Origin of the sequence: Brevibacillus migulae (genome assembly GCF_004521915.1) — a bacterium.
In the GTDB taxonomy this organism is placed as follows: Bacteria; Bacillota; Bacilli; order Brevibacillales; family Brevibacillaceae; genus Brevibacillus_F; species Brevibacillus_F migulae.
Genome location: NZ_SDKD01000027.1, coordinates 24,056 through 47,409, shown reverse-complemented (window position 1 = coordinate 47,409; position 23,354 = coordinate 24,056). Strand labels below are relative to the sequence as shown.

The window sequence follows — 23,354 nt, the reverse complement described above, 5'->3', positions numbered from 1 at the left end:
GTGAGAGGTCGGGGGTTAGTCACCCCCTCCTACTCGATTGGCATGCACCAAAGACCAGACGATGCAAGGATAATAGAATCAAAAAAACAGTTGCCTTAGCAACCAATTTCTGATTATACTTTAAACAGTTGCCATGGCAACCAATATGTCTGAGGAGCTGATGGTCATGGTTCAGGATGCGTATTATTTGAAAAGTGATGCAAGACGGTTTGCCGAGTGGAACGGAAGCGATTCTTTGTCACTTGCCTACCAGAGCTTCTTGCAAGAGTCATTTGTCCCAGGAAATCTATCCAGGAAGCAAAAGGCATTGATTGCAACGGCGGTTTCGATCGTGCTCGGTTCTGCGTATAGCATCCAATGTCAAGCCGATCGGGCAAAAGAGGAAGGCGCGACGAAAGAAGAACTAACCGAAGCGATGTTTGTGGCTACCAATGTAAAAGCGGGCGCTGCGGCCAGCCATGGCGTCAATATGCTGAATGCATACGATGGGCAGGGTGGAGAGGAATTGTACCGGTCGTCATATCTCCGGCGCCTCAACGAGTTTTTTGTAATCAATAAGAAAAATGCGCAATCCTTCATGCATTTTCATCATACGGCCATGAGCGAAGGAGTCCTTTCGGCTAAAGACAAAGAGCTGATTGCGATTGCTTGCGCGCATACGACCAGATGCCCTTATTGCATCGAAGTACATGTCCGGGCAGCAAAAGAGGCAGGGGTAGAAAAGGAAGCGATCAGTGAAGCTGTTTTCGTGGCGATTGCCGTTCACGCAGAAGCATCGCACATACACCTGCAAAGTGCCCTGGAGCTTTTTCAAATGTAAGCATGCAAGGAGAATAATGAGTACAGGCTGTATGTAATGGTATAGTAGGAGTAATACCGAGTAGCAAGGAGCGTTCATGCATGTCACAAGAGCAAGCAGCCCGCGAGCAGTTGCTGAGGGATTTTACCCTCGAGCAAGGGGTTCCGTATAAGGTGTACCGTACGTGGAGGCTGATCCGGCAAGTGTTTTTCAGTTTGGCGCAACAAAAAGGGTATGATCTGAATCCCGAACAATTTTTCCTGTTGATTCGCTTGCATGAAAAAGACGGCATTTCGCAAGTGGAGCTTGGAGATAATCTGTTCAAGGATAAGGCCAATATTAAAAGGATTCTGGATGCGCTGGAGAAGAAGTCCTACATCGAGCGCACCTCCGATCCGGATGACAAAAGAAAGCACAAAATCTTCCTCACTCCCTTTGGCCGTGAAGTCTTGGGCCAGATCATCCCCATCGTAGCGAATGTCCGCGAGAATCTGTATGCGGGAATGGAGGAAACTGAAGTCTCACAACTTTTCCATCTTTTAGAGAAAATTGATAAAAATATTTTGCTACACTACGCGGATGCATTCCCTTCTGGGGAAGCAGACAAAAAAACGTCACGCAATCACGCGTGACATTTTTTCTTCCACGTAAGAAGGATTCGGCTGCATCATGAAAAAGCTTCAACCGAGCTTTTTTTAATCTTTCGACTTGTATACGCTTACTTTTCGCTTTGCGGTGCATACATCAATGCTCTTTCCAGAGTCACCCGATTTTTTTCGGAAATCTCCTTGCGTCGCGGGATGACAGGCAGATCCGCGAGGTTATCAAACAAGCGCGCAGGTAGCTGTTCCTCGCTTTTGTCCTGCCAACGCTGCAGCCACTCGGCAGGAAGGGGCCTATCGCTCAGCGGCTGATCGGTCATTTCCGACCAGAGCAGCGTCCAGGCACGTGGTACGACGCGCCAAATATCGTAGCCGCCACCACCGACAGCGATCCATCGGCCCTGACACCATTCATGGGCCAGCTGATGAGCCAAGCGGGGGATTTGCTGGTAGATCTGCATCGAACAGGAAAGATGGGTCAGCGGGTCGTAAGCATGGGCATCACAGCCGTTTTGCGTCAGGATGACATCCGGTTTGAAGCCGCGGATCAGCTTGGGAAGCAAGTCACGATAGACCTCGAGAAACGATTCATCCTCCGTAAAAGCGTCCAGCGGGACATTGACCGAATAGCCGTAGCCTTGCCCTGTTCCACGCTCGGTAATCTCGCCAGTGCCGGGGAATAAAAATTTGCCCGTTTCATGGATCGAGACGGTGAGAACGTTGGGATCGTCATAAAACGCCCACTGTACGCCATCCCCGTGATGGGCATCCGTATCGATGTAAAGGACGCGGGCATTCCATTTTTTCCGCAGGTAGGCGATCGCAATCGAGCAATCGTTGTATACGCAAAAACCGGAAGCACGACCGTTAAACGCGTGATGAAGACCGCCGGCAGGGTTGAACGCATGCTCCGCCTCCCCATTCATCACGAGATCGACCGCTTGCAGCGACCCGCCCACGATCAGGGAAGAGGCCTCATGCATGTTGGGAAAACAGGGAACATCCTCCGTTCCGAGCCCATAGCTCGCAGATTGGGGCAGCAGCTGTTTGCTGTGTCCTTGCTTGCGAACCGTCTCCAGATACTGGCGATCATGGACAAGAGCGATTTCATCGTCGGTCGCGTAGCGCGGAGGGGTGACATCTTCCTTCCGAAGCAAGCCGAGTGCTTGCATCAGGTCGTAGGTCAAGAGCAGCCGCCGTTGGTTAAAGGGATGCTCGTCATGAAAATAGTAGGTAGCATAGTCTGGCGAATAGATCAGACGCGAGCGACGGCTCAAGACTGGACGCCTCCTTCTGTAGGAGCAACCACATGAAACCCATGCTCGCGCAGCTTGGCGACCAGCGGACGGGTGTCGATGGTCTGGACGCGGAACAGCAAAATTTTATGTCCAGGCTCTGCGGTGGGAGTGATCACCATGCTGCATACGTTGACGCCAGCCTCACGAAACACGCCGCTTACCTCGGCCAGTGTGCCGGCACGGTCTTCGACTTTTACCTCCAGTACTGAGCTAGGCCGATTGACGCCGAATAATTCCACCAGACAGTTTAATATATCCGACTCCGTGACAATCCCGACCAGACGGCCGCCTTCCAAGACCGGTAGTGACCCCACTTTGTAATCGTATATGGTCTTGGCAGCATCTTGAATGAAATCAAGGGGATGAGCCGTAATGACCTCTCGCTTCATAATGGCGCTAACACTCTTTTTCAAGACCTCGCTGTCGTCATCATGAGCCAGGAGCGATGAGGGGAGGGCGTCGCGTAAATCCCGGTCGGAGACGATTCCGACAAGCTTATCGCCAGCCAAGACGGGTAGGTGGCGAATACGATTTCCCCTTAGCAATTGCAGCGCATCTCCAATCGTTGTCTCTGCAGCGACGGTTACGACCCGCCTGCGCATGATCTCTTCGATTCGCATGAAATCCTCTCCTTAATAGAAAAAGCGATTCTGGAACCGCATCGCATCAAAAGCCGCGATACTCTCTGACGGGACTCTTTTGCCGATCCGGGCCATCAGGCAATTGGCGGGATGGGAGCAAATCTCAGGATCATCAGTAGCCATCCAGCTCAGACCAACACTTCCCATCACCTTTTCCATCACCTTTCGATACTCCCACACATCCAGTCCGGTACCTTTTAAGTCCCAATGCCAGTAATATTCGGTCGTGATGACGATATAATCTTCCAACGCATCATCAAGAAAGGCGACATGGAGCAGTTGCTTGGCAACTCCGCCAGCCCGGACTTTCGCGCTGACTTCGATGCCGCCGAGTTCCAGCAGATCCTCCATCTGCGCCTGCGACCACCGTTCCATCGGATCCGGATGCAGGAACGTGGCGTAGCCGAGAACCAGATCGCCATCCCGGGCGAGAATAATTCTGCCTTCCGGTAATCCTGCAATTTCAACGAGTGCTTTCTGCTGTTGATCCGGAGGACGAAACGCTTTCAGCCCCTCGTCAAACCGCATCGCGGCCAGCTGCTCTGGCTGGACAGGCCCTTCGATCACCAGAGTTCTTCCAGCAACCGCGATCTCGCGTTGATAAAACTGCTTCTTGTGAATCATAAGGTGAATCCACCTCGTTTTAGTCAGTCATATTACTTACCATTATAACGGACTGAGTATCGATTCAGCCGCGATTGATATGACAAATTTTTGCCGGGTGCGTGGACGGAGCTAAACGACAAAAAAAACCACACGGCGCAAACATGCCGTGTGGGGGAAGGAAAGGCTTAATCAGCTGATATTCCGTTGAGCTGCTGGCCTTGCGGAGATTCGCCATAGCTGTTTACCGCAGTGACATAATACCAGCCATTCTGGTCTAGCACTTGATGGGTGTACTTGTTATCCGTGACGGTTTCTAATAGCACAAAGCCATTGACCGGATCCGGGGTGTAGTAGACTTTGTAGCCGATTATCTGTTCATCGGAAGGATTCTCCTTCCACTGCAGCCTGATGCCGCCGTCAACCTTCTTCAGCCTGAGATTCTGGACAGTGGAGGGTGCAGACGCTTGCGGTTCCGAGCCAGATGTTGATGAATCTCCAGGTTCTTCTTGTCCATCAACCTCGGGTGTCGGCGTCAGGTCCCCGGCCGGATTGCCAGGTAGCGTTTCCGGAATCGTCCAGCTGCTTGTGCCTGCTGTAGAGGCGATGGCAGATGGGGAGGATTCCTGACCGGCAACATCCACCGCAGTGATGTAATAGCCTGATTCAGTCGGTGATGCGGCATTATCCGTGAACGTTAAGGTCAGTGGATCTTTGACGGTTGCGAGATGCACAAATCCATTCTCTACGCTTGCACGATAGATGCGATAGCCCAGGAGATCGGGCTCCGCTCCGGATTGCCAGGTAAGCACGATATTGTTTCCGGTGCGGCTGATGGCGATGTTTGTCGGAGCCGCCGGCGCACCCGGCTGATCCGTGCGGGGATCTTCCGTTTCCGGCAGGCGCTGATCCCAGTCGGGAGGTCTAGTCCCTGCCTTGCTGTTCTTGCTCTTGATCTGTTCCGTCGTAAGCGTCAGCGGCTCCGGACTCTTGAAGAAAATGCCTTCCGAGACGAAATCCGCTGGCGTGGACTCTTTCGCCAGATAACGGTTATCGCCTACGACGACCACCCTGGCCTTTTGGTGGGTGTCGTCTGTTTTCGTCGGGATAAATTGACGATTGAACAGATCCGTTATCAAATGATTCGCTTGCTTAGACAGCTCGCTGGGCAACAGGCCAGACTTGCTGTCAACAGTCATCGTCGTAATCCCTTCCGGCTTCTGAAACGTTGCCGTTGGTGAAGAGAGATCCGGCCTTTTCTCGATGACCTGCTGCATGACTTTCCCCCATACCGCCATCGGTCGGTATTTCTCCGAATCGGGCATTGGGTAAGGCTCGTCAAACCCAACCCAGACGCCCATGGAAAGCTCTGGCGTATAGCCTACGAAGACAAGGTCGTTGGAACCGTTTGTCGTTCCGGTTTTCCCAGCGACATCGATGCTTCGTGGCACGTACTTGCGAATATGCGCACCAGTACCCGCGTTGACAACCGTACGCATCATATCGGTGATGAGGTAAGCGGTTTGCTCGCTGAATACAGGGACAGGCTGAACCTCATGCTGGTAGATCACTTTCCCCGTGCTGTCCTCGATTCGCTCGATCATATAGGCATCGATGAAGGAACCGTGGTTGGCAAACGTTCCGTAAGCGTTGGTAAGCTCTTCGGTCGTCAAGCCGTAGCTGAGACCGCCGATCGCACCGGTCGCCGCATAGTTGTCGCTCTCGACGAGGGTGGTGATCCCCATTTTCTTCACGTATTCTAGCGCGGTTGGAATGCCGACTTTCAAATACGTCTTGATGGCAGGGACATTCCATGATTGCCGCAATGCTTCACGAGCGCTGATGATCCCGTGATACTTGTAGTCCCAGTTAACCGGCAGATGGCTTCCTTGTGTGCCGTCAGCAAGCAAAAGCGGTGAGTCATCGATCGGTGAACCCGGCTGCAGAATCCCAAGCTCCAGCGCCGGAGCGTAGGCGGCAATCGGCTTCATCGAGGAGCCAGGCTGACGCGGCGCAGTCGCATGGTTGGTCTGCTCCACATTAAAATCACGTCCGCCAATCATTCCTAAAATGGCGCCGGTCTTGTTTTGAATCAGCATGGAACCGACTTCTTCCAGTGCATTTTCGATCTTTTCCGTTTTGCCGTTGGAGCGGCGTACCGTATAGGTTCGGTTTTTCCCAAAGTTTTTGGGATCGCTCGCGACTCCGGTCATGATCTGCTGAACGTCCTTGTCGATGGTCGTGTAAATCTTGTAACCATTGCGCAGGATTTCGCGGCGCTGATCCTCGAGCAGCTGACGGTATTCATTCTTGCCGACAGTCGACTTGTCGCGCCCTTCTTGTTCCAGCTGCGTATCGACCAACGCGGTAGCGGCACGCTCCTCGATCTCCATCATGAGATGGTCGACGGTTCGGGTCGATGGCGGTTTGGCCAATGCCATCTTCAAATCGGCATGGAGCGCTTCGTCATACTGGGCTTGGCTGATGAAGCGGTTTTCCATCATCCGGTCCAGCACCATCTTTTGCCGTTCTTTTCCGCGTTCATAGCCGGCCTTGGAAAACGGATTATAATTTCCAGGGTTTTGAATCATTCCGGCCAGATAAGAGGCTTCACCAAGCGAGATATCCTTTACATCCTTGTCGAAAATTCCTTTGGCTGCCGCTTGGACACCATAAATATTGGAGCCGCTGGCGCTTTTTCCGAAATAGATTTCGTTCATGTACGCTTCCAGGATCTGATCCTTGGAAAACATCCGCTCGATTCGCAAGGCTGTAAAGATTTCCTTTGCTTTCCGTTTGTGGCTCACTTCCGGTGACAGAATCGTCAGCTTCACGAGCTGCTGCGTCAGCGTACTCCCCCCGGTCACGACGGGCTGATTCGTAAAATCCTGATAAGCCCCGCGCAGGGTAGAAGTCGGCGACACACCCTTGTGCGTGAAAAAATTCCGGTCTTCAGTCGCGATGATCGCATTGATGAGATGAGGAGAAACATCCGCGCGTTTCACCAGGCGGCGATCTTCATCGGGTGTACGCATCTGGGCAAGCAGGGTGTTGTCCTTGTAATAGACAAAGCCCGTCAAGTCAAAGCTGAAAATCTTCTTATGTATCTCGTCATAGCTGCGTACAGGCTCGTCCCGTACGAGAGAGGCGACATATCCAGTCAGGATGCCTCCAGCAGCAAAGATGCCCATACCTCCAAACAACAGCGCCACTTTCAGAAGCAGAAAAAATGCACTTCTCCGATTTTTGCGGCGACGTTTCGTTTTGGAAGAATCCGAGGCAGGCGATTGGTTGTTTGTCATATAGAGTACGACCCCCCATTTATCGACCCAATTATACCATATCTGCCAAAGGCGGGATACAAGAACTGACAAGTGGAGAGGCGTCCAATTGACACGGCTGTGACGAGTATGTTACAAATAAGGCTAGTATGTGAAAATGAAGAAATTGGCATGGAAAGATGAGAGTAGCGGGGCATGATGCAGGGTATGGAAAGAGAGCTGGTGGTCGGTGAAAACCAGCGCTAGTGCTTGCGTGAAATACACATCTCGAGCTGCCGGGTGATGCCGGACGGAACAGGCCGTTATCCTGACGAGCGGAAAAGGCGCTTTCTTGCCTTTTCAACTAGGGTGGTACCGCGAGAAACATCTCGTCCCTATTGGGGATGGGATTTTTTTTATGCCATTTTGACGAAGAAAAAGGAGTGGAAACAGGCATGGAACAAGAAAAGAAGTACACACTGACCCCGGAGCAAACCAAGGAAGTTGAGCGTCAACTCTCCATTTTGCGCCGCGGCACGGTAGAGATCATTCCAGAAGAAGAGCTGCGCAAAAAGCTGGAACGCTTTGTCGTGACAGGAAAACCGCTGAAAATCAAGCTAGGACTGGACCCATCCGCACCGGATATCCATGTGGGACACACGGTTGTGCTGCAAAAAATGCGCCAGTTCCAAGAGTTGGGACATCATATCCAGCTCTTGATCGGGGACTTTACCGGTCGAATCGGCGACCCTACCGGAAAATCGGAAACGCGCAAGCAATTGAGCGAAGAGCAAATCCAGATCAACGCGAAAAGCTATGTCGAGCAGTTCGGCAAAGTGCTGGATACGGAAAAAGTGGAGGTTGTCTTCAACTCCACCTGGCTCGCTCCGATGACGTTCGCGGATGTCGTGCAGCTGGCTGCGAAAACGACTGTGGCACGCATGATGGAACGTGATGACTTTGAGAAACGGTTCAAGAATGAACAGCCGATCTCGGTCCATGAATTCTTCTATCCGCTCATGCAAGGCTACGATTCCGTCGCGCTCGAGTGTGACGTGGAGCTGGGCGGAACAGACCAAAAGTTCAATCTGCTGATGGGCCGCCAGCTGCAAAAAGAATACGGCCAAGAGCAGCAAGTGGTAATGATGATGCCGCTGCTCGAAGGTCTTGATGGTGTGCAGAAAATGTCCAAGAGTCTGGGCAACTACATCGGTGTCAATGAACCGCCGAATGAGATCTATGGCAAATCCATGTCCATTCCGGATGAACTGATGATGCGTTATTACGAATTGGCGACGGATCTTTCGCAGGAAGAAATCGAGGAGCTGCGCAAAGGCCTGGTGGACGGTACGGTCCATCCGCGCGATGTGAAAATGAAGCTGGCCAAGACTTTTGTCCGCATGTTCCACGGCGAAGCGGAAGCGGAAGAAGCCGAGAACTATTTCAAGACGGTGTTCCAGCAGCGGGCGCTGCCTACCGATCTGCCGGAAGTCACGCTTGAAAAGTCGGCTTATGAAAATGGGGAGGCCAACATCGTCAATCTGATCTTTGATTTGAAGCTGGCTGATTCGAAAGGCGATGCGCGCCGCAGTGTGCAGCAAGGCGCCGTCAAGGTCAATGAAGAGAAAGTCGCGGATATCAATGCAAATGTAACGCTTGCTGAAGACATGGTCGTGCAGGTAGGGAAGCGAAAGTTCGCGAAAATCAAGCTGAGCTAAAAGGAAACAGGGCACATGCAAAAGAAAGTCCGTATCTCTTTTTACATGGAGATGCGGACTTTCTTTACATATTTTCCCTCCGCGTTATAATATACAAAAACCATTCTGCAAGGGAGCGGATCGCATGAAAGCATTGATTGATGCCTATTTGCAAGGGGAAGAGCGGCTGCGGGCAGCCATCGCAGGACTGACGGAGGAAGAGCTGCGCTTCAAGCCGGCGCCGGGGAAATGGAGCATCCATGAGATTATCGTCCATGTTGCGGATGCCGAAATCGTCGGGGTTCAGCGCATGAAAAAAGTGCTGGCAGAGGAGCGCCCCTTACTGACTTCCTACGACCAGGATCGATGGGCCAATACGCTGCATTATGACAAGCAAGATCGTGAGCAGAGCTTCATGTTGTTCAAATTGCTGCGAGAGGGCATGCGGCCGATTCTCGAGCAGGTGACGGATGAACAGGGGCAGCGCATCGGGCTTCATGATGAAGCGGGGGAACTGAGCTTTCGCCAATTGCTGGAGCGCTATGTCAACCATGTCGAAGAACATTTGGCCCAAATTGAACATGTCAAAAACGCCTGCCAGCAAAGCAAGGCGTAAGCAAGTACGTATGTAGAAAAAACCTAATCGTTCAGAAAACTCTGTAACCGTTCTTTTGCCAGATGCTCATCTCCGTTAATTTCAAAGAGGATGCTCAGATGACTCTTCTCGGGCAATGACAGCCTTGTTGCATGGTAGAGCTTTGGCTTTTCCGACTGAAGGGTAATCATGACCTCTGAGATGGGGGGCGTGATCACACGGATACGGAGCAGTCGGTGCAGATGAATGGCCAATTGTCGAATCAACGGAAGTTCGTCTGTATTCGGCATTTCCATAATCGTATGGATGAGCTCTTTCACTTCCATTTTCTTTTCCGTGATCGGATCCATAATGGAGTCTTTCATTTTTTATCGCCTCTATGCCAGATTCTGAGTCTTCGCTTTACTTCTATCGTTATATCATACTCTAGTGACAATTTGAATGGGAAAGCAGGAATTTTGATGCAATTTGCAGATTTTTGTCTACTAGATGGGCTTTCTCCTGCTGGATGTGGCCAAATGGGATGAATGGGAAGAAACCAAGGCTAACGTGGAGAATACTCTTGGCCAGTGCGGCTGCAGCAGGGATGCTGCTCATTGCTTTACTCGCTCACTCAATCTGGACGTACTCATCCATCAATCAACTGGAGAAAACGGATGCGGCCATCGTGCTGGGGGCTGCTGTCTGGGGGGATCAGCCATCTCCCGTACTCCGTGAGCGGCTTCATCACGCGATCTGGCTGTATCAGCAAGGCTATGTGGAACATTTGATTTTTACCGGAGGAACAGGAGAGTTACAGGCCTACGCGGAAGCCGAAGTGGCGAGGAACTATGCGCTTGCGCATCAAGTGCCGGAGGATGCCATTCAAATCGAGACCAAATCCACGATTACGGAAGAGAACTTGCAGTATGCCTTGGACATTGCGCATGCACATGGCTGGAAAAGCTTTACGATCGTGAGTGATCCCTTGCATATGAAGCGTTCGATGATGATGGCGGAGGATATGGGGATGAAGGCCTTTGCTTCGCCGACTCCTACGACGGTCTATCGAAGCTGGCGCACGACTTTGCCCTTTTTTGCGCGAGAAATTTTCTTTACGGCGGGATATATCCTGACCAAGCCATTCCGTTGAGAAACGAAAAAAAGGTAGAGACCAAAACGGCCTCTACCTTTTTTGCTATGATTAACGGCTGTAGTACTCAACGATGAGTTTCTCGTTGATTTCAGCTGGCATCTCTTCACGGTCTGGCAGACGAGTGTAAGTACCTTCGAGTTTGTTGTCATCGAAAGATACGTAGTTTGGCAGGAACGTGCGAGCTTCCACGGATTCTTTTACGATAGCCAGGTTGCGGGATTTCTCACGCAGGCTGATCACATCACCTGGTTGTACGCGGTAGGAAGGAATGTTTACCTTCTTGCCGTTTACGAGGAAGTGGCCATGGTTAACCAATTGGCGAGCTGCTGGACGAGTAGGAGCAAAGCCCATACGATATACCAAGTTGTCCAGACGGGACTCGAGCAATTTCATGAAGTTTTCGCCGTGTACGCCTTGCATTTTGGAAGATTGATCGAACGTGCGGCGGAATTGTTTTTCGTTAATGCCAAACATATGGCGCAATTTTTGCTTCTCTTGCAACTGGATACCGTACTCAGACAGTTTGCGGCGGTTGCTGTGGCCGTGTTGTCCTGGTGGGAAGTTGCGTTTGATGTCTTTGCCTGTACCGTCCAAAGAGATACCGAGGCGGCGAGCCAGTTTGTGACGAGGTCCTGTGTAACGTGACATGGATTCATTTCTCCTTTAAATTAGATTCGCAGGTGTTTACTTCCAGAAGGGTAGTTCCATCTTTCCCTACACGAACTTCGGACGGTAGCGTTTCCGCATCGTGCTCCTCATGGGTATTCAGCCGCTGCCCATCAAGGGATGTAACTAAGAGGGTTCACCTTCTGTTTTTACCTACAATCGTTTGCTACCCTGCACACATACAGTCAATAATATATGAATTCCTAGCAAAAAGTCAATAACCGTTGCTAGTATAGATTTCGTTCATTCTGCAATTCTGACCGTTTTTCCAGAAACTTCACAAAGGAAAGAGCCGCCTCTGCCCGCGAGACCTTCGCTTTCGGATGGAAGGCATGACCGTCCGGCTGCATGATTCCGATTGTCGTCACGATGATGATCGCGCCCCTTTCCTTGGCATCCTTGAGATCGGTCAAGTCGGATTGGAACATCTCATCATATGCAGAAAGCTGCTTCAGACCGAGTGCGCGTACAATCATATCAGCCAGTTCTTCTCGGCTAATCGGTTCGTCAGGTTTCAGGGAGGAAGAGGACTTATCCAGGAGTCCGCGATCGACGGCAGCTTCTACAGATGCGAAATACGGAGAGCTTTTGGAAACATCCGCATAGGAAGCTGTGCGCAGCGCATAGGCACCCGGATTAATGCGCCCCTGATTCATCGAGACCATGAGCATTTCGATCATTTCACCGCGGGTAATCGCCCGATCAGGCAAGATTTTTCCGTCAATCAGGGAAAGAGCGTCGTATTCGTACATGAGAAGCAAAGCCTGCTCCGCTTGATGTCCGCGGATATCGGATGGAGCCGGACGGTGCAGCTCAACGGTTTTCCCGTCGGCCTCACTCCGCCATTCGCCTGTAACCGCATCAAAGCTGTATGGCTGCTCAAACGGTTCATCCGATAGACCAATTTGGCTTCACGCGCAGGTATGGTGGCGGTGCCGCTTTTGGCAGAACTGGCCAGCGCAGGATCAATCTGTTCAAACTGATAGACAAGCTCCACTTCCGATTCTTTCAGCCATGCATCGATGGCTTCTTGCTCGGAAAGGTGCTTTTCCAGCTTAGCGGGATAGCTTTCCTTGCCGATGTCGACATAATACGTAAGGAGCTCGCCTGTGATCGCATCGAAGGCTATCGAGGCATTGCCGGTCGCCGCGGGTACGCCGTTTACCAAGCGCTGGAACTGGTAGGTGAGCCGCGGGGAACGGGGATCCATGATTTCGCCGTCCGCTGTATCGATCAGGGCAAAGGAAGAAGCAAGCGATGGTGTCCACCTGCGCAAGCTTTCAATGGCTTTCACCTTGAGATCATCCTTGGTCCAGCGAGGTTTGGCATTTTCCGACAGGGCTCTGATCTCCTTGGAATATTGAAAGACATCCCCGTTGCTCGCATCAATCGTCAAGATCAAGAAGCTGGGGGAAATGCCTGAATTTTTCGCCCGAAATTCAAGATTCCAGATCTTCTTGTTGCCTCTGAAGTCTTTGTCGCTGTAATTGGCGCCCTGCAGCTCATATAAGGAAAGGTCAAACAGCTTTTGGGCATAGCGTACGGCTTCGTCCTGGCCAAGCGGTTTTCCCTGATAGAGGGCGGGCAGCGGTGTTGTGCTGACCGGAATCGGCTCAGAGCGTGTGTCCAATGGCTTGAACGACTGCGTCAAGGGCTTGCCGGTACCCGCATCGATCAAAAACGTGAAAGGATTACGGTAGGTAAGAAACGGCTTTTGCTCTGCATGATCTCCGTTTTCCCAAGGCAGCAAATAGGAGAGTTTCGCATTTGCATGGGTCCGGAATTGCGCGGCTGCCTGAGCTGCTGAGAGTGAGCTGCCTGCTTTGGAAAAGGTGATCCGGTCATTCCATTCCGTCTGCATATTGATAATTTTTCCACTGCTGTCCACGGTAATGTCGATATAGTTTTCCGGGAGCAAAATGCCGTTTACCACGCGTACGTAGTGAAAATTATAGGAAGTTTGCGAGGTGAGCGGCGTCTTTGGCGTAGGTTGTGAGCGATTGTAAAGCTTCACTTCGGACCGTTTCGAAGCCAGTGATGCGGTCATGAAACGCTCCGCTGCCTTTTGTGCCTCCTCGCGGGTAATGACAGAGGCATAGGCGGTCGGTTTTGGTGTCTGCTCATAATGGGAATAAGCGGTAAGCTCCCCTTTGTCCGCATGGATGCTGGCATTGATGGTGATCGCATCCTCATTCCCGCGCTCTCCCTTTTTGCGCCAGCTGAAGGACCATTCCGGAAACGGACGCCATACCTCCATGCTGCGGAAGGAACTGTTTATCAACTCCGCATCGGCGGGGATCGGCAAAATGCGTGTTGCGATTTGTAAAGCTTGCTCTTTTGTTAATTTTGCATTCACCGCAGCCGTTGCGGCAGTATAAGCAGCGACGGATTTGGCGTCAACCGCTGCTGGGTATACAGGCAGCAGCAGACTGGCCGATAATAGCATGAAGCACGATTGTCTAGGGATAAATCTCATGGTCGGGTCCCTCCGTGAACGTTGAATGTTTACCTGCTGTGACGACGAAGATGGCAGAGATGTTTCAGTGCTGAGCATCAAATCTGCTAAAAAAGAGAAAACTCGTGTGATAATGGATATGGTTCGCGAAGAAGATTATGGCATGATGAACAGATATCATTTATAATTGTACTTATCGAGTCTAGCTGGGGGGAGGGAATCTACACATTATGGAGACCATCCTCTTTTTAATTCGCCATGGTGAAACCGAATGGAATCTGGCAAGACGAATTCAAGGACACAGCGATATCCAATTGAACGAATTGGGGAAAGAGCAAGCCAAAAAATTGGCCGCATGGTATCAGAATCATCATTTTGATGCCATTTACTCGAGTGATTTGTCACGTGCTCATCGTACAGCTTTGCCTTTGGCTTCCTTACACGGACTTGAAGTGCAGAGACTTTCTGCTCTGCGCGAACGGTGCTATGGGGATTGGGAAGGACTTACATACGAAGAGATACGTGAGCGATTCCAAGATGTTGATCCTGAACAATCGATTTACGGCATCGAACCTTTTGTGAAGATGCAACAAAGAGCCGATGCTGTATTGACGGATATAGCCTCCCGCCATCCTGGACAAACTGTTGCAGTTGTCAGTCATGGCGGTTTCATTAATTCGTTTCTTCACTGGATCACCGAAGGAAAGCAAGGAACAGGAATATCCCGGATCGATAACACGGGAGTGAGTTTGCTCCGCTTTGAAAGCGATCGTTGGGAAGTTCTGAAGGTAAACGACACAGCGCATCTACAATCATGAATAAAGGAGAGGGATTTATTACGTGGCGAGTAAAATGCTGGGTAAATTAGAGACTGTTTTTTCCTACATGGCCCACTTTTTTCTGCAATCATGGCCCGAACATCGCCCAGGATTCCTTTTCTTGACAGATGATGAAGGATGCTTGCTAAAAGTCATACCCTTGCATATCGGTCAAAACTGGGGTCCACACTCCTTTTCCTGCCAAGAAGGAGAGCTGGTCAGAAATACTCCGGGATACGAAGCTGCCATTCAGAACGGAAAGATCGTCGTAACCGAATGGCGTGAAGACGATACAGACATTCTCTACGGGATCTATCCGATTTTGGAAGCGGATGGTACCGTGCGTGCCGTAGTTGGACTTTTGGCTCCGAAAGATGAGATTCATTTTGATCTCGCTTCCTATTTACATGGGCTGGAACCCTTGGTGCTCATGGGATACGATGCCTTCATACAGCATGCATCGAGCGAGATCGTCATGAACGTGAACAAATACGATAACGTCAGAAGCCTGATGAACAGTTTGATTCAGCAAATTTCTGCGGTCATCGATAAAGGATATTGCTCTGCTGTTATGCTTGGAAAAGATGGGACACTGCTATCGCAGGCGCGCTTTACCACGGAGGATCGGGAGAAGGACGAGACGCAACTGTCCCAGCTTCTTGGACGGTTGATGCATACGGTCATCAAACCGATGGTCCTGGATGATGAGCACCTGATTGTCTTCCCGATTTATTGCGAGGGACGTCCGCTTGCAGCGCTTCTGCTGCATCTGTCCCCGGAAGATCCACTTAGTAAATACGATGTTCGTGACGTTGCCTTTTTGCAGGAGGTAGGGGAACGGTGTAGCTACTCCATCCTGAGGGCCATCGTAGCAGATGAGCTGCGTCAGGATGCGCGCAAGAAAGACCTGCTTTATCAATTAACGAAGAAAATCCAAGCATCCATTGATGTGAATGATGTTTTGGAAGAAATCATGAACAGCATCCACCAGCTCTATCCGTATCTGGATGCAGAGCTGTACCTGACCGTTGAAACCAACACCACGCTTCCCGTTAAGCCGCTGACCTTTCAACCGGGAGAAGCGGAAACGAGCACACAGGCTTATTTGGAAGGAAGATTGGTGATGGACAGGCTGGAGGTAGACGGCGAGCACAGGATCGTCATCGCAGCTCCTCTTCTCGGCAAGCAGGGGATCTATGGCGCTTTGCAGCTGACAACAAATGAGCTGGCAGCCATGAACGATCATGAAATGACCTACATCTCCAACCTGGCGGAAACTGCGGGAACCGCTTTTGAAAATGCGCAGCTGTATCAGCAATCGCGCAATTTGATCCGCGAGCTGCGTCTGATCAATCAAATGGCGCAGCAATTGAATCGGAGCTTGAATCTCGGCGAAATCCTGCAGTTTGTGACCAAGATGCTCCTGGAAACCTTTGAGGCGCAATACTGTGCCATTCTGCGTACGATTCCGGATTCAGATCGGCTCGAGGTCCTGCTGTCTTCCAATCCGGAGCATGTGGGAGCGACGGTTTCTTCGACGGAAGAGCCTTTTGCGGACATGTTCCGCAGCAAGCAAGCATTAATTTTGACACAGTCGGATATTGCTTCCATCGAGTTGATGCCGTATTCCTCCATGATGGGGGTTCCGCTGCTCCAGGACTCCAAAGTGAGCGGTGTTCTCCTCGTGGCCGATACGCGCCCGCATTTTTTCAGCTTTGATGATTACAAGCTGCTGGAGATTTTCGGGCAGCATACCAGCCTGGCGATTACGAATGCAATGCTCCATAACGAAGTGGAGCGCATGGTGATCACGGATAATTTAACGGGGCTCTACTCCCGCCGTTATCTGAATGAGCGGGTGCAAAAATCGTTGGAAGCGGATCCGTTTGGGTCCCTGATCCTGATCGATATCGATTACTTCAAAAAGATTAACGACACATACGGGCATCAGGTAGGGGACGAAGTGCTGGTCCAAGTATCCAATCTGATCCGCCGATGCATTCGTGAATCCGATATCGCGGCTAGATGGGGCGGGGAAGAGCTGGCCATTTATCTTCCACGGGTGGATATTCCCACTTCCTTGGCGATTGCGGAGCGTATTCGCACCAATGTGGAAGCAGAAACCGTGCCTGCCGTGACCATTTCCAGCGGTTTGGCCAAATGGGATCGGGATCAAAATCAAAACATGAGCGTGGAAATGCTGTTCCACGATGCAGATATCGCTCTTTATGACGCGAAGCATAGTGGACGCAATCAGGTGAGATTAGCGTAGGAAAAAAGGGGCATTATGCCCCTTTTTTCTGTATATATGCGAGAAAAGGAAAGGCAGGGAAGACCGATGCATGAACAGAACAAAACGACGCAGCTCGCACGCAGAGCTGCCGAAGGGATCTGGCAGTTCGAAATCCCGACGCCCTTTGCGGTGGGACCCGTCAATATTTACCTGATCGAGGGAGAGCATCCTACGCTGGTCGATGCCGGGCCGTTAACAGAAGCAGCCTGGCATGCGCTTGAGCAAGGACTGCAGGAAGCAGGCTATTCATTTGCTGATATCCGGCAAATCATTTTGACTCATCATCACGTGGATCATATCGGTTTGCTGGAAAAAGTGAGAATGGCCTCGGGGGCTATCGTGTATGCCCATCCGCAAGCCGCGCCGTATGTTGCCCAGGACAAAGATTTTTTCAGTTTTCACGATCAATTTTTCCTCGATTTGTATCGGGCATGCGGCGTACCGGAAGAGAAGCTGCTGATCATCCAAAAGTACCATCAAAAGATGCTGACCTTCGCCGAACCGAGCCGGATCGATGGCCATTTGAAGCATGAAGCGGCCGTTCCCAATCTGGATGAATGGCAGGTTCTCTATACGCCCGGCCACTCGCAAAGTCACGTCTCCTTTTACCGGGAAAAAGACAAGTGCATGATCGCTGGAGACCATATCATCAAAAACATCTCTTCCAATGCGTTTATCGAGCCGCCGCGCAATCGGTCTTATACACGTCCGCTCACGCTTGTCCAGTATCGGACCGCCTTGGAGATGTGCGCCAGCAAAGAAATCGAGCTGATCTTGCCAGGTCATGGCGAGCCCGTGACGCAGCATCGGGAATTGATCGCGCAGCGCCTGCAGCGAAATTGGGAACGCACGAATACGCTGCGCCAATTTCTGCGCGATGGGGCGAAGACTGCGTATGAATTGACGGCCCTGTTATTTCCCAAGATTTATGAAAAGGAATTGCCGCTTACGCTGTCGGAGACCTTGGGACATATTGATCTGCTCCTGATCGTGCATCAGCTGGAAACGCAAGAACGCGACGGCGTGATCTACTACTCCTTGTAACGCCTGGCTATAGCGGAATAAGCCTTTTCTTCCTCGGAAAACCTAACGGGGAGGAGGAGGGAAATGAATGAAACGGATATCTCGTGCCCTAATCAGTTCGTGTCTTCTGTTGGTGCTTACCGCTGCTGCGGGATGTACGAGGGATAATGCCCAGCAATCCGCGGCAGGGAGTTTTGAACAAGTACGTGACCGTTTTTTTGCCCAGCAAGCCTATGAATTTCATGGGAAAACCAGTCTCCTCGCTGGAAATACAGCGAATGGAAACTTGGTGAATTTCTCTGGCGTAAAGCAAGGAAACCAAACGGCGATGACCGTCTCGCTATCCGTTCCTGAGAAAAATCAGGTCAATACGCTGTCGCTGCTTTCCAAGAATCAGCAGCTGTATGCCAAGTTCAATGAAAGGGAATCCTGGCAATCGGTTGAGGGCGACCCGTCCTTCCAGCAGGAGTTTGCCAACTGGGATCCTGTTTTCAGCTTTGAACAGATGGACAGCATGCGCACCAAAGTCATCCCGCTGGCTGACAATAACAAGGAAGACGGGCGAAAGTCATTTCGCGTTTTGCTGGATTCCAACAAGCTAAAATCATGGCTTGCTGAACAGATGAGGGCGCAAAGCAAAGGGGGCGGCAGCAGGATCCAATCTACCCGGGCCCATGCTCCGAACCTGAAGGCCGCGATGCTCCTCTCGGAAAGCCAATGGTACAGAAGGCCGGAAGGAGCCCGCATCCAGTCTTCAGAGCAAAAGAACAAAATCAATGAGATTATCGATCGGATGGAAGTAGAAGCGGAGTACACGGTCTATTACGATGAGAAGCGAATGCTGCCGACGAATGTCATCATGAATATCCGCTCGGAGTATGATATGCAAAACCAGCGGGTCTTCGAGCATTCCAAAGTAGAAACCTATTTGAATAACTATGGCCGCAAAAATGCAAGACAGCCATAGACAAAAATGATAAAAGCGCTCATCCGCAGGTTGGATGAAGCGCTTTTTCATTTCCACGCATCCAGCTCCACACGCATGCTCACTGGAAAATGGTCAGAGCGGCCAAAAGACGGTGCGTACGCATAAAGATCATGCAAATGCGGAGACAAAAATATATGATCGATGGTCCCATAAGTCACCTTCCCGCTGATTGTCACCAGGCGCTGCTTCCGTTTGAAGAGCGGGTCCTGAAGCAGCGTGCGGATGGGCGTAAACAAAGGGTCATCGGCTCGTGTATTAAAATCGCCCATGAAGACGACGGGTTTTCCGGTGTAGTCCTCCAAGTAATCATATAAAAATTCAAATTGTTTGATGCGTTCTGACTTTTTAAGACCTAGGTGTGTCGTAAATACGATGAGCTTCTGCCCGCCGAGATCCATTTCGACCTGCAGCAGGCTGCGAGGCTCCAGCAGGTAGGGTAGATCCACGGAGGTGGAGGAAAGAATCGGATAACGACTTAATAAGGCGTTTCCATACGTACCGACCAGAAAGTTGATGGCTGGTGCGAACACGTAGTTCATGCCCAGCTTTTCCGCAATGATTTTCGCCTGATCGCCAAAATCGGATCGAGGAAGACCATTGTCCACCTCTTGCAAGGCGATAATGTCCGCGTTGGTCATGCGAAGCTCGTCCGCTATTGCCACCGGATCGGCCTCGCCAGCATCGTCGCGGGCACCACGAATATTATATGTAACCAGGGTGAGCGTCTTATCGTCTTTAGGGGGAGGTGAGGGCAGCATGGCAGTTTTAGACTCAATCCGTCCTTGAATGAGGAAGACAGCCCCCAGAATCATGAAAAGTGCCAGCGTGAAAACGGTTTTTTTCTTCATGAAGTCCTCCTCTCATCTCTCTTCATCATACTTCTTTGCGATGGGGAGGAATACTGGAAAACACTGTCGAATTTACCGGATAGACCGCTTTTTTTGCCAGGTAATCTGTACTATAATGTATGGATGTGAGCCAGTTGGCTGTCTGATTTTCCTCGCAGAGGAGTGAAAATCGTGAGTGAACAGGAACAAGGGAAGTCTGCGCAGCAAACCAGACAGCGAATACTGGAAGCTGCCGCCAAACTGTTTGATGCCAATGGATACGATGGTACCTCTGTTCGCCAGATCGCCGTGGAGGCCAAGGTGAATCTCGCTTTGATTTCCTATCACTTTCAAGGGAAGCAAGGCGTCCTCGAGGTGCTGATCGCTCATTATTACGAGACGTTTTTTCGGCTGCTTGCGGAAGAAGCAACCCGCCAAGATGACAGTCAGACATGGATGGACAAGCTTCTCCATGTGGTGCGTCTCTATGTGTATTTCCAACGTGATCATTCTGCGATTACCCGTCTGATTCAGCGCGAGCTAAGTGTGGAAACCATGCTTGCGCGGGAAGTCATGACGCTCTATATTCATCGCTGGAAACATGAATTTGCAGTCATTATGGAAGAGGGAATGAACCAAGGGGAATTTGTGAGAGTTCCGGTTGACCAAGTGTTGCTGGCAATGTCCAGCTTACTGATATACCCCTATTTGAATCCGCAGTCTGTTCGTGAGGTCTACTATTTGGAACCAGCTTCCGATAGCTTCTGTGAATGGTTGATCGAATCCGTAACCGTGCTGCTGCGCTCCATCCTATTACCCTCTCAACCTTGAAAGTAGAAATTAAAGGGGATGTCCTACTGTGAAGAAGAAAATGTTGCTGCTGTGCATGGCCGGATTGCTTTGCTTTGCCAGTCCTGCGGGCGCTGTACCTTTCCCGGAAAAGACCGACGAAGTCGTTCAGGATAATGATGATTATTTATCAGATGAGGCCAAAACGCATTTCAACGAGTTTGCCAAGCAATTTACGGATGTGACGTATAAGCTGGTCGTGGTTGAAAGCACGCAGCCCGAAGCCCAGACACCAGATGAATACGCGCAAAAGCTGTATGACAATTATAATTTGAACGAAAATACGATGATGATCGTATTGGATATCAATTCGCAGCAAATCGGGGTCTACCCGGGAAAAGCGTTGGTCGAAAAAGGCGCCAAGCTGGAAATGCTGCATGAAAAGATCGTTTCCTTTTACGATCCATATCGGAATCAAAAGGAATACGCCAAAGGCATCGAGATGTTCATCACCGAGACCAATAACGAATTGACCCGCATCGCTTCCCAAGGCACAGCGGCGGGGGACAAGGCACCGGCTGCACCTGCAACCACGACCACAACGCAGACAGATGCAAATGGCAGTAAGCCATTCTGGCTGAGCCTGCCGTGGTGGCTGTATTTGATCGGGTTTTTGTTTATCGGCATGCTTGGCTTGCTGATCTATTCATTTATCCGCCGGCGTCAGGTCTTTGCATCGGTAGACCGTGTGGAAGACTGGAAAGATCAATTGGTAGAAAAACTGCACATGATCGAAGTGGATAAATCCTTGCGGAGATCATCCGGTACTACCGAAGAGCGTTACGTCCAGTTGGCCAATCGCAAGGAGCACATCCTGCGCGTGCGTGTCCCTGACGTGGAGATGATCATTTTGGAGGCGGAGGAAGCCTGCGACCGTTTTCGCTTTCAAATGGCGACTGGCCTGCTGGAGGAAGCAGAGGAGCTGCTTGAGCAGATTGAAACGGAAATGTCCGAGTTAAAAGCGGACATGACCATGGTTGTCCAAACCAAGAAGGAGAGCAAAGCGGTTCTGCCGGAGATTGGCAAGCTGTTTGAAACCGTTGGCCGCAAGCTGGATCATGCTCGCCTGGAATACGGTCTATCCTTTCATGAGCTGAAAACGAAGCACGATGAAGTCGAGCGGATGCGGGCAAGCGTCAAATCGGCCCAAGCGTCCGGGGATGATGTAAAAGCCTATGAGACGACGATAAATGCCCAAGCCATCCTCACTGAACTGGCGGAAGGATTGGAAAAAATACCTGCACTGGTGAAAACGGTTATGTTTGAAATGCCGGAAGAGTTGAAAGAGATGGAAGAAGGGATTGCGGCGGTTCTCGGAGACGGCTATGATCTTAGTCAAACCACATTGGATGCAGCCATGCTGCAAGCCCGTCAATTGCTGACAGCTGCCAAAACCGCTTTGGAGGAAGGGAATCTGGAAACGGCAGCCACCCATGCAAAGGCTTTCCGAGTCAAGCTGGATGGGACCTTTCAAAGCATAGAAGAAGCTGTGCTCAAACAAAGAGAAGCAGCGGCGCAAAAAGTCGAACCGGCTGAAATGCCGCAGATGGAAGCAGCGCTTGAGCAAGTGAAGGAATACGACCACCAACAAACAGGAGAAGGGCTCGCGTGGGCCGGAATGGCTGAGGCTGCTCCAGCAGCCGCGGCTGTGGTGGAACTTGCAGCTGAGGTGGTGCCGACAGAGGTTAAAGAAAGTAATAATGGCATGCTTCCTGAGGAAATGTATGAAGAGGAGTATCCGGAAGAAGATCCGGCTGCTTCTGATGGTAAGAAAATAGAGATTCCTGTGGATGATCGCCAGGAGCAATGGGCACAAAAGAAACGACAGTACGAAGAGCAGATGCGCCTCCAGCAGATGAGCAAGCCAGAAGAACCTGATGACGTATACGAACCTGATGACGTATACGAACCGGAAGAAGTGTACGCACCTGAAGCAGCGTACGAACCGGAAGAGGTGTACGATGAACCCGAGAACAGGTACGAACCGGAGGAAGAGTACGAGCTCGTCATACCAAGGCGTCAAGCTATGGAGGAAGAGGAACCAAGCAAGAATTACCTGCCGATCATTGAAACCGAGGATGACGTGCTCGATGAGCTTGAACGCATCTCCGGCGTCCTGGTGAAAGTGCGGCAGCAAATCAAGCGCAGCTATCTCCCCGGAATTCCCGACCAGCTGAAATATCATTTTGAACAATCGGTTCAGCTGTTGGCGACGATCAAGTCCACGATGGAGCAGTACCGCTATGAACTGGCTGAAGTAGCAGTATTGCTGGAAGAAGTAAATGAGTTTGTCATGGAGACGGAGAATTTGACGGAAAAAGTGATCGCCAACTGCCAGCTTGCGGAGGGAGCGATTCAGTACACCAACCGTTATCGCCGTCAAAATCGGGAAGTGAATGTATTGCTGCAAAAAGCGGAGCAAGCATTCCGCCAATTGTCTTTCCAAGAAGCGTATCAGTTGGCGGAAGAGGCCCGACTGCTCGTGGAAGGTGAGCCGGAAGAACCGGAAAGCCGCTGGATCTTGCGGAAGAAGAAAAAAGGATAGAGAGGGAACGCCATGGGATTCTCTTTGTTCCTGATGGCAATGGGGCTGCTCGTGATGTGGCAGCCCCGTACAGCCCGATGGAAGAAACGACTGCTGAAACACTTGCACGGTGACGAGAAACGGCTCAAGCAACGGGCCAATACGTTCTTCCTGTTGGGCTTTGCTTTTTTTCTGGCAGGACTCTCTTTGCTTTATCGCGTAACGACGCAATGAGAATTCTCATGAAGGAGAAATAGAAAAAGGGAGCGTCGTACGGACGA

At 50.9% G+C, this 23,354-nt stretch carries 21 protein-coding genes and 1 other annotated feature; of the genes, 12 read left to right on the top strand and 9 right to left on the bottom strand.

Features of this window, described 5'->3' with window-relative positions:
- Nucleotides 1–166: 166 nt before the first annotated feature.
- Nucleotides 167–820, top strand: coding sequence for a carboxymuconolactone decarboxylase family protein (locus EIZ37_RS22595; protein WP_167569090.1), 654 nt, complete (start codon nucleotides 167–169; stop codon nucleotides 818–820).
- Nucleotides 821–900: 80 nt separating this feature from the next.
- Complete coding sequence (locus tag EIZ37_RS22590; RefSeq protein WP_134687027.1) at nucleotides 901–1,431, top strand: MarR family winged helix-turn-helix transcriptional regulator; 531 nt, start codon at nucleotides 901–903, stop codon at nucleotides 1,429–1,431.
- Nucleotides 1,432–1,517: 86 nt separating this feature from the next.
- Here EIZ37_RS22590 and EIZ37_RS22585 read toward each other — a convergent pair whose 3' ends face one another.
- The 4 genes from EIZ37_RS22585 to EIZ37_RS22570 all read right to left on the bottom strand — a co-directional run bounded on the left by EIZ37_RS22585 (nucleotide 1,518) and on the right by EIZ37_RS22570 (nucleotide 7,245).
- The gene (locus tag EIZ37_RS22585) at nucleotides 1,518–2,678 is read right to left on the bottom strand and encodes an acetoin utilization protein AcuC (protein WP_134687026.1); all 1,161 of its coding nucleotides are present in this window, start codon (nucleotides 2,676–2,678) and stop codon (nucleotides 1,518–1,520) included.
- Nucleotides 2,675–3,319 (bottom strand): CBS and ACT domain-containing protein, encoded by a 645-nt coding sequence (locus tag EIZ37_RS22580; RefSeq protein WP_134687025.1) that lies wholly within the window; start codon nucleotides 3,317–3,319, stop codon nucleotides 2,675–2,677. Before EIZ37_RS22580 ends, EIZ37_RS22585 begins: the two co-directional genes overlap by 4 nt.
- Nucleotides 3,320–3,331: 12 nt before the next feature.
- Nucleotides 3,332–3,964, bottom strand: a complete 633-nt coding sequence (locus EIZ37_RS22575; protein ID WP_134687024.1) for an N-acetyltransferase — start codon at nucleotides 3,962–3,964, stop codon at nucleotides 3,332–3,334.
- Nucleotides 3,965–4,131: 167 nt separating this feature from the next.
- Nucleotides 4,132–7,245, bottom strand: coding sequence for a transglycosylase domain-containing protein (locus EIZ37_RS22570; protein ID WP_134687023.1), 3,114 nt, complete (start codon nucleotides 7,243–7,245; stop codon nucleotides 4,132–4,134).
- A 142-nt stretch (nucleotides 7,246–7,387) separates the two neighbouring features.
- Nucleotides 7,388–7,603 (top strand) — a binding site (T-box leader).
- A 55-nt stretch (nucleotides 7,604–7,658) separates the two neighbouring features.
- Between EIZ37_RS22570 and tyrS the strand changes: the two genes are divergently transcribed.
- Entirely contained in the window at nucleotides 7,659–8,921 is a 1,263-nt protein-coding gene (gene tyrS / locus EIZ37_RS22565) for a tyrosine--tRNA ligase (RefSeq protein WP_134687022.1), read from the top strand.
- A 124-nt stretch (nucleotides 8,922–9,045) separates the two neighbouring features.
- Complete coding sequence (locus EIZ37_RS22560; RefSeq protein WP_134687021.1) at nucleotides 9,046–9,516, top strand: DinB family protein; 471 nt, start codon at nucleotides 9,046–9,048, stop codon at nucleotides 9,514–9,516.
- Between the two features lie 23 nt (nucleotides 9,517–9,539).
- Here the strand turns inward: EIZ37_RS22560 and EIZ37_RS22555 are convergent, their stop codons facing one another.
- Nucleotides 9,540–9,860 carry a hypothetical protein gene (locus EIZ37_RS22555; protein ID WP_134687020.1) on the bottom strand — a complete coding sequence of 107 codons (321 nt, stop codon included), beginning with the start codon at nucleotides 9,858–9,860 and terminating at the stop codon, nucleotides 9,540–9,542.
- A gap of 158 nt (nucleotides 9,861–10,018) precedes the next feature.
- Between EIZ37_RS22555 and EIZ37_RS22550 the strand changes: the two genes are divergently transcribed.
- A complete protein-coding gene (locus EIZ37_RS22550; protein ID WP_134687019.1) occupies nucleotides 10,019–10,627 on the top strand; it encodes a YdcF family protein in 609 nt (202 codons plus the stop codon).
- 51 nt (nucleotides 10,628–10,678) lie between these two features.
- On the opposite strand, the gene rpsD is transcribed toward EIZ37_RS22550, so the two are convergent.
- From rpsD to EIZ37_RS22530, 3 genes are all read right to left on the bottom strand, one after another.
- Nucleotides 10,679–11,278, bottom strand: coding sequence for a 30S ribosomal protein S4 (rpsD, locus tag EIZ37_RS22545; protein WP_134687018.1), 600 nt, complete (start codon nucleotides 11,276–11,278; stop codon nucleotides 10,679–10,681).
- Between the two features lie 245 nt (nucleotides 11,279–11,523).
- Entirely contained in the window at nucleotides 11,524–12,048 is a 525-nt protein-coding gene (locus tag EIZ37_RS22535; RefSeq protein ID WP_134687017.1) for an S-layer homology domain-containing protein, read from the bottom strand.
- Complete coding sequence (locus EIZ37_RS22530; RefSeq protein WP_134687016.1) at nucleotides 12,021–13,772, bottom strand: YcdB/YcdC domain-containing protein; 1,752 nt, start codon at nucleotides 13,770–13,772, stop codon at nucleotides 12,021–12,023. The genes EIZ37_RS22535 and EIZ37_RS22530 overlap by 28 nt, the downstream gene beginning before the upstream one ends.
- A gap of 209 nt (nucleotides 13,773–13,981) precedes the next feature.
- Between EIZ37_RS22530 and EIZ37_RS22525 the strand changes: the two genes are divergently transcribed.
- The 4 genes from EIZ37_RS22525 (at nucleotide 13,982) to EIZ37_RS22510 (ending at nucleotide 18,852) form a co-directional block, all read left to right on the top strand.
- Nucleotides 13,982–14,569, top strand: coding sequence for a histidine phosphatase family protein (locus tag EIZ37_RS22525; protein ID WP_134687015.1), 588 nt, complete (start codon nucleotides 13,982–13,984; stop codon nucleotides 14,567–14,569).
- Between the two features lie 121 nt (nucleotides 14,570–14,690).
- Nucleotides 14,691–16,841: a sensor domain-containing diguanylate cyclase gene (locus tag EIZ37_RS22520; RefSeq protein WP_235828166.1), complete on the top strand. Its 2,151-nt coding sequence runs from the start codon at nucleotides 14,691–14,693 to the stop codon at nucleotides 16,839–16,841.
- A 66-nt stretch (nucleotides 16,842–16,907) separates the two neighbouring features.
- Nucleotides 16,908–17,906, top strand: coding sequence for an MBL fold metallo-hydrolase (locus tag EIZ37_RS22515; protein ID WP_134687013.1), 999 nt, complete (start codon nucleotides 16,908–16,910; stop codon nucleotides 17,904–17,906).
- Nucleotides 17,907–17,973: 67 nt separating this feature from the next.
- A complete protein-coding gene (locus EIZ37_RS22510; protein ID WP_134687012.1) occupies nucleotides 17,974–18,852 on the top strand; it encodes a hypothetical protein in 879 nt (292 codons plus the stop codon).
- Nucleotides 18,853–18,899: 47 nt separating this feature from the next.
- On the opposite strand, the gene EIZ37_RS22505 is transcribed toward EIZ37_RS22510, so the two are convergent.
- Nucleotides 18,900–19,721, bottom strand: coding sequence for an endonuclease/exonuclease/phosphatase family protein (locus EIZ37_RS22505; RefSeq protein WP_134687011.1), 822 nt, complete (start codon nucleotides 19,719–19,721; stop codon nucleotides 18,900–18,902).
- Between the two features lie 171 nt (nucleotides 19,722–19,892).
- Here EIZ37_RS22505 and refZ point away from each other — a divergent pair, with 171 nt between their 5' ends.
- From refZ to EIZ37_RS22490, 3 genes are read left to right on the top strand one after another with little or no spacing between them, the layout of a single operon-like run.
- On the top strand, nucleotides 19,893–20,531 hold the full coding sequence (gene refZ / locus EIZ37_RS22500; protein ID WP_134687010.1) for a forespore capture DNA-binding protein RefZ: 639 nt from the start codon (nucleotides 19,893–19,895) through the stop codon (nucleotides 20,529–20,531).
- 28 nt (nucleotides 20,532–20,559) lie between these two features.
- A complete protein-coding gene (locus tag EIZ37_RS22495) occupies nucleotides 20,560–23,094 on the top strand; it encodes a septation ring formation regulator EzrA (protein WP_134687009.1) in 2,535 nt (844 codons plus the stop codon).
- Nucleotides 23,095–23,106: 12 nt separating this feature from the next.
- The gene (locus EIZ37_RS22490; protein WP_134687008.1) at nucleotides 23,107–23,307 is read left to right on the top strand and encodes a hypothetical protein; all 201 of its coding nucleotides are present in this window, start codon (nucleotides 23,107–23,109) and stop codon (nucleotides 23,305–23,307) included.
- Nucleotides 23,308–23,354: the final 47 nt, after the last annotated feature.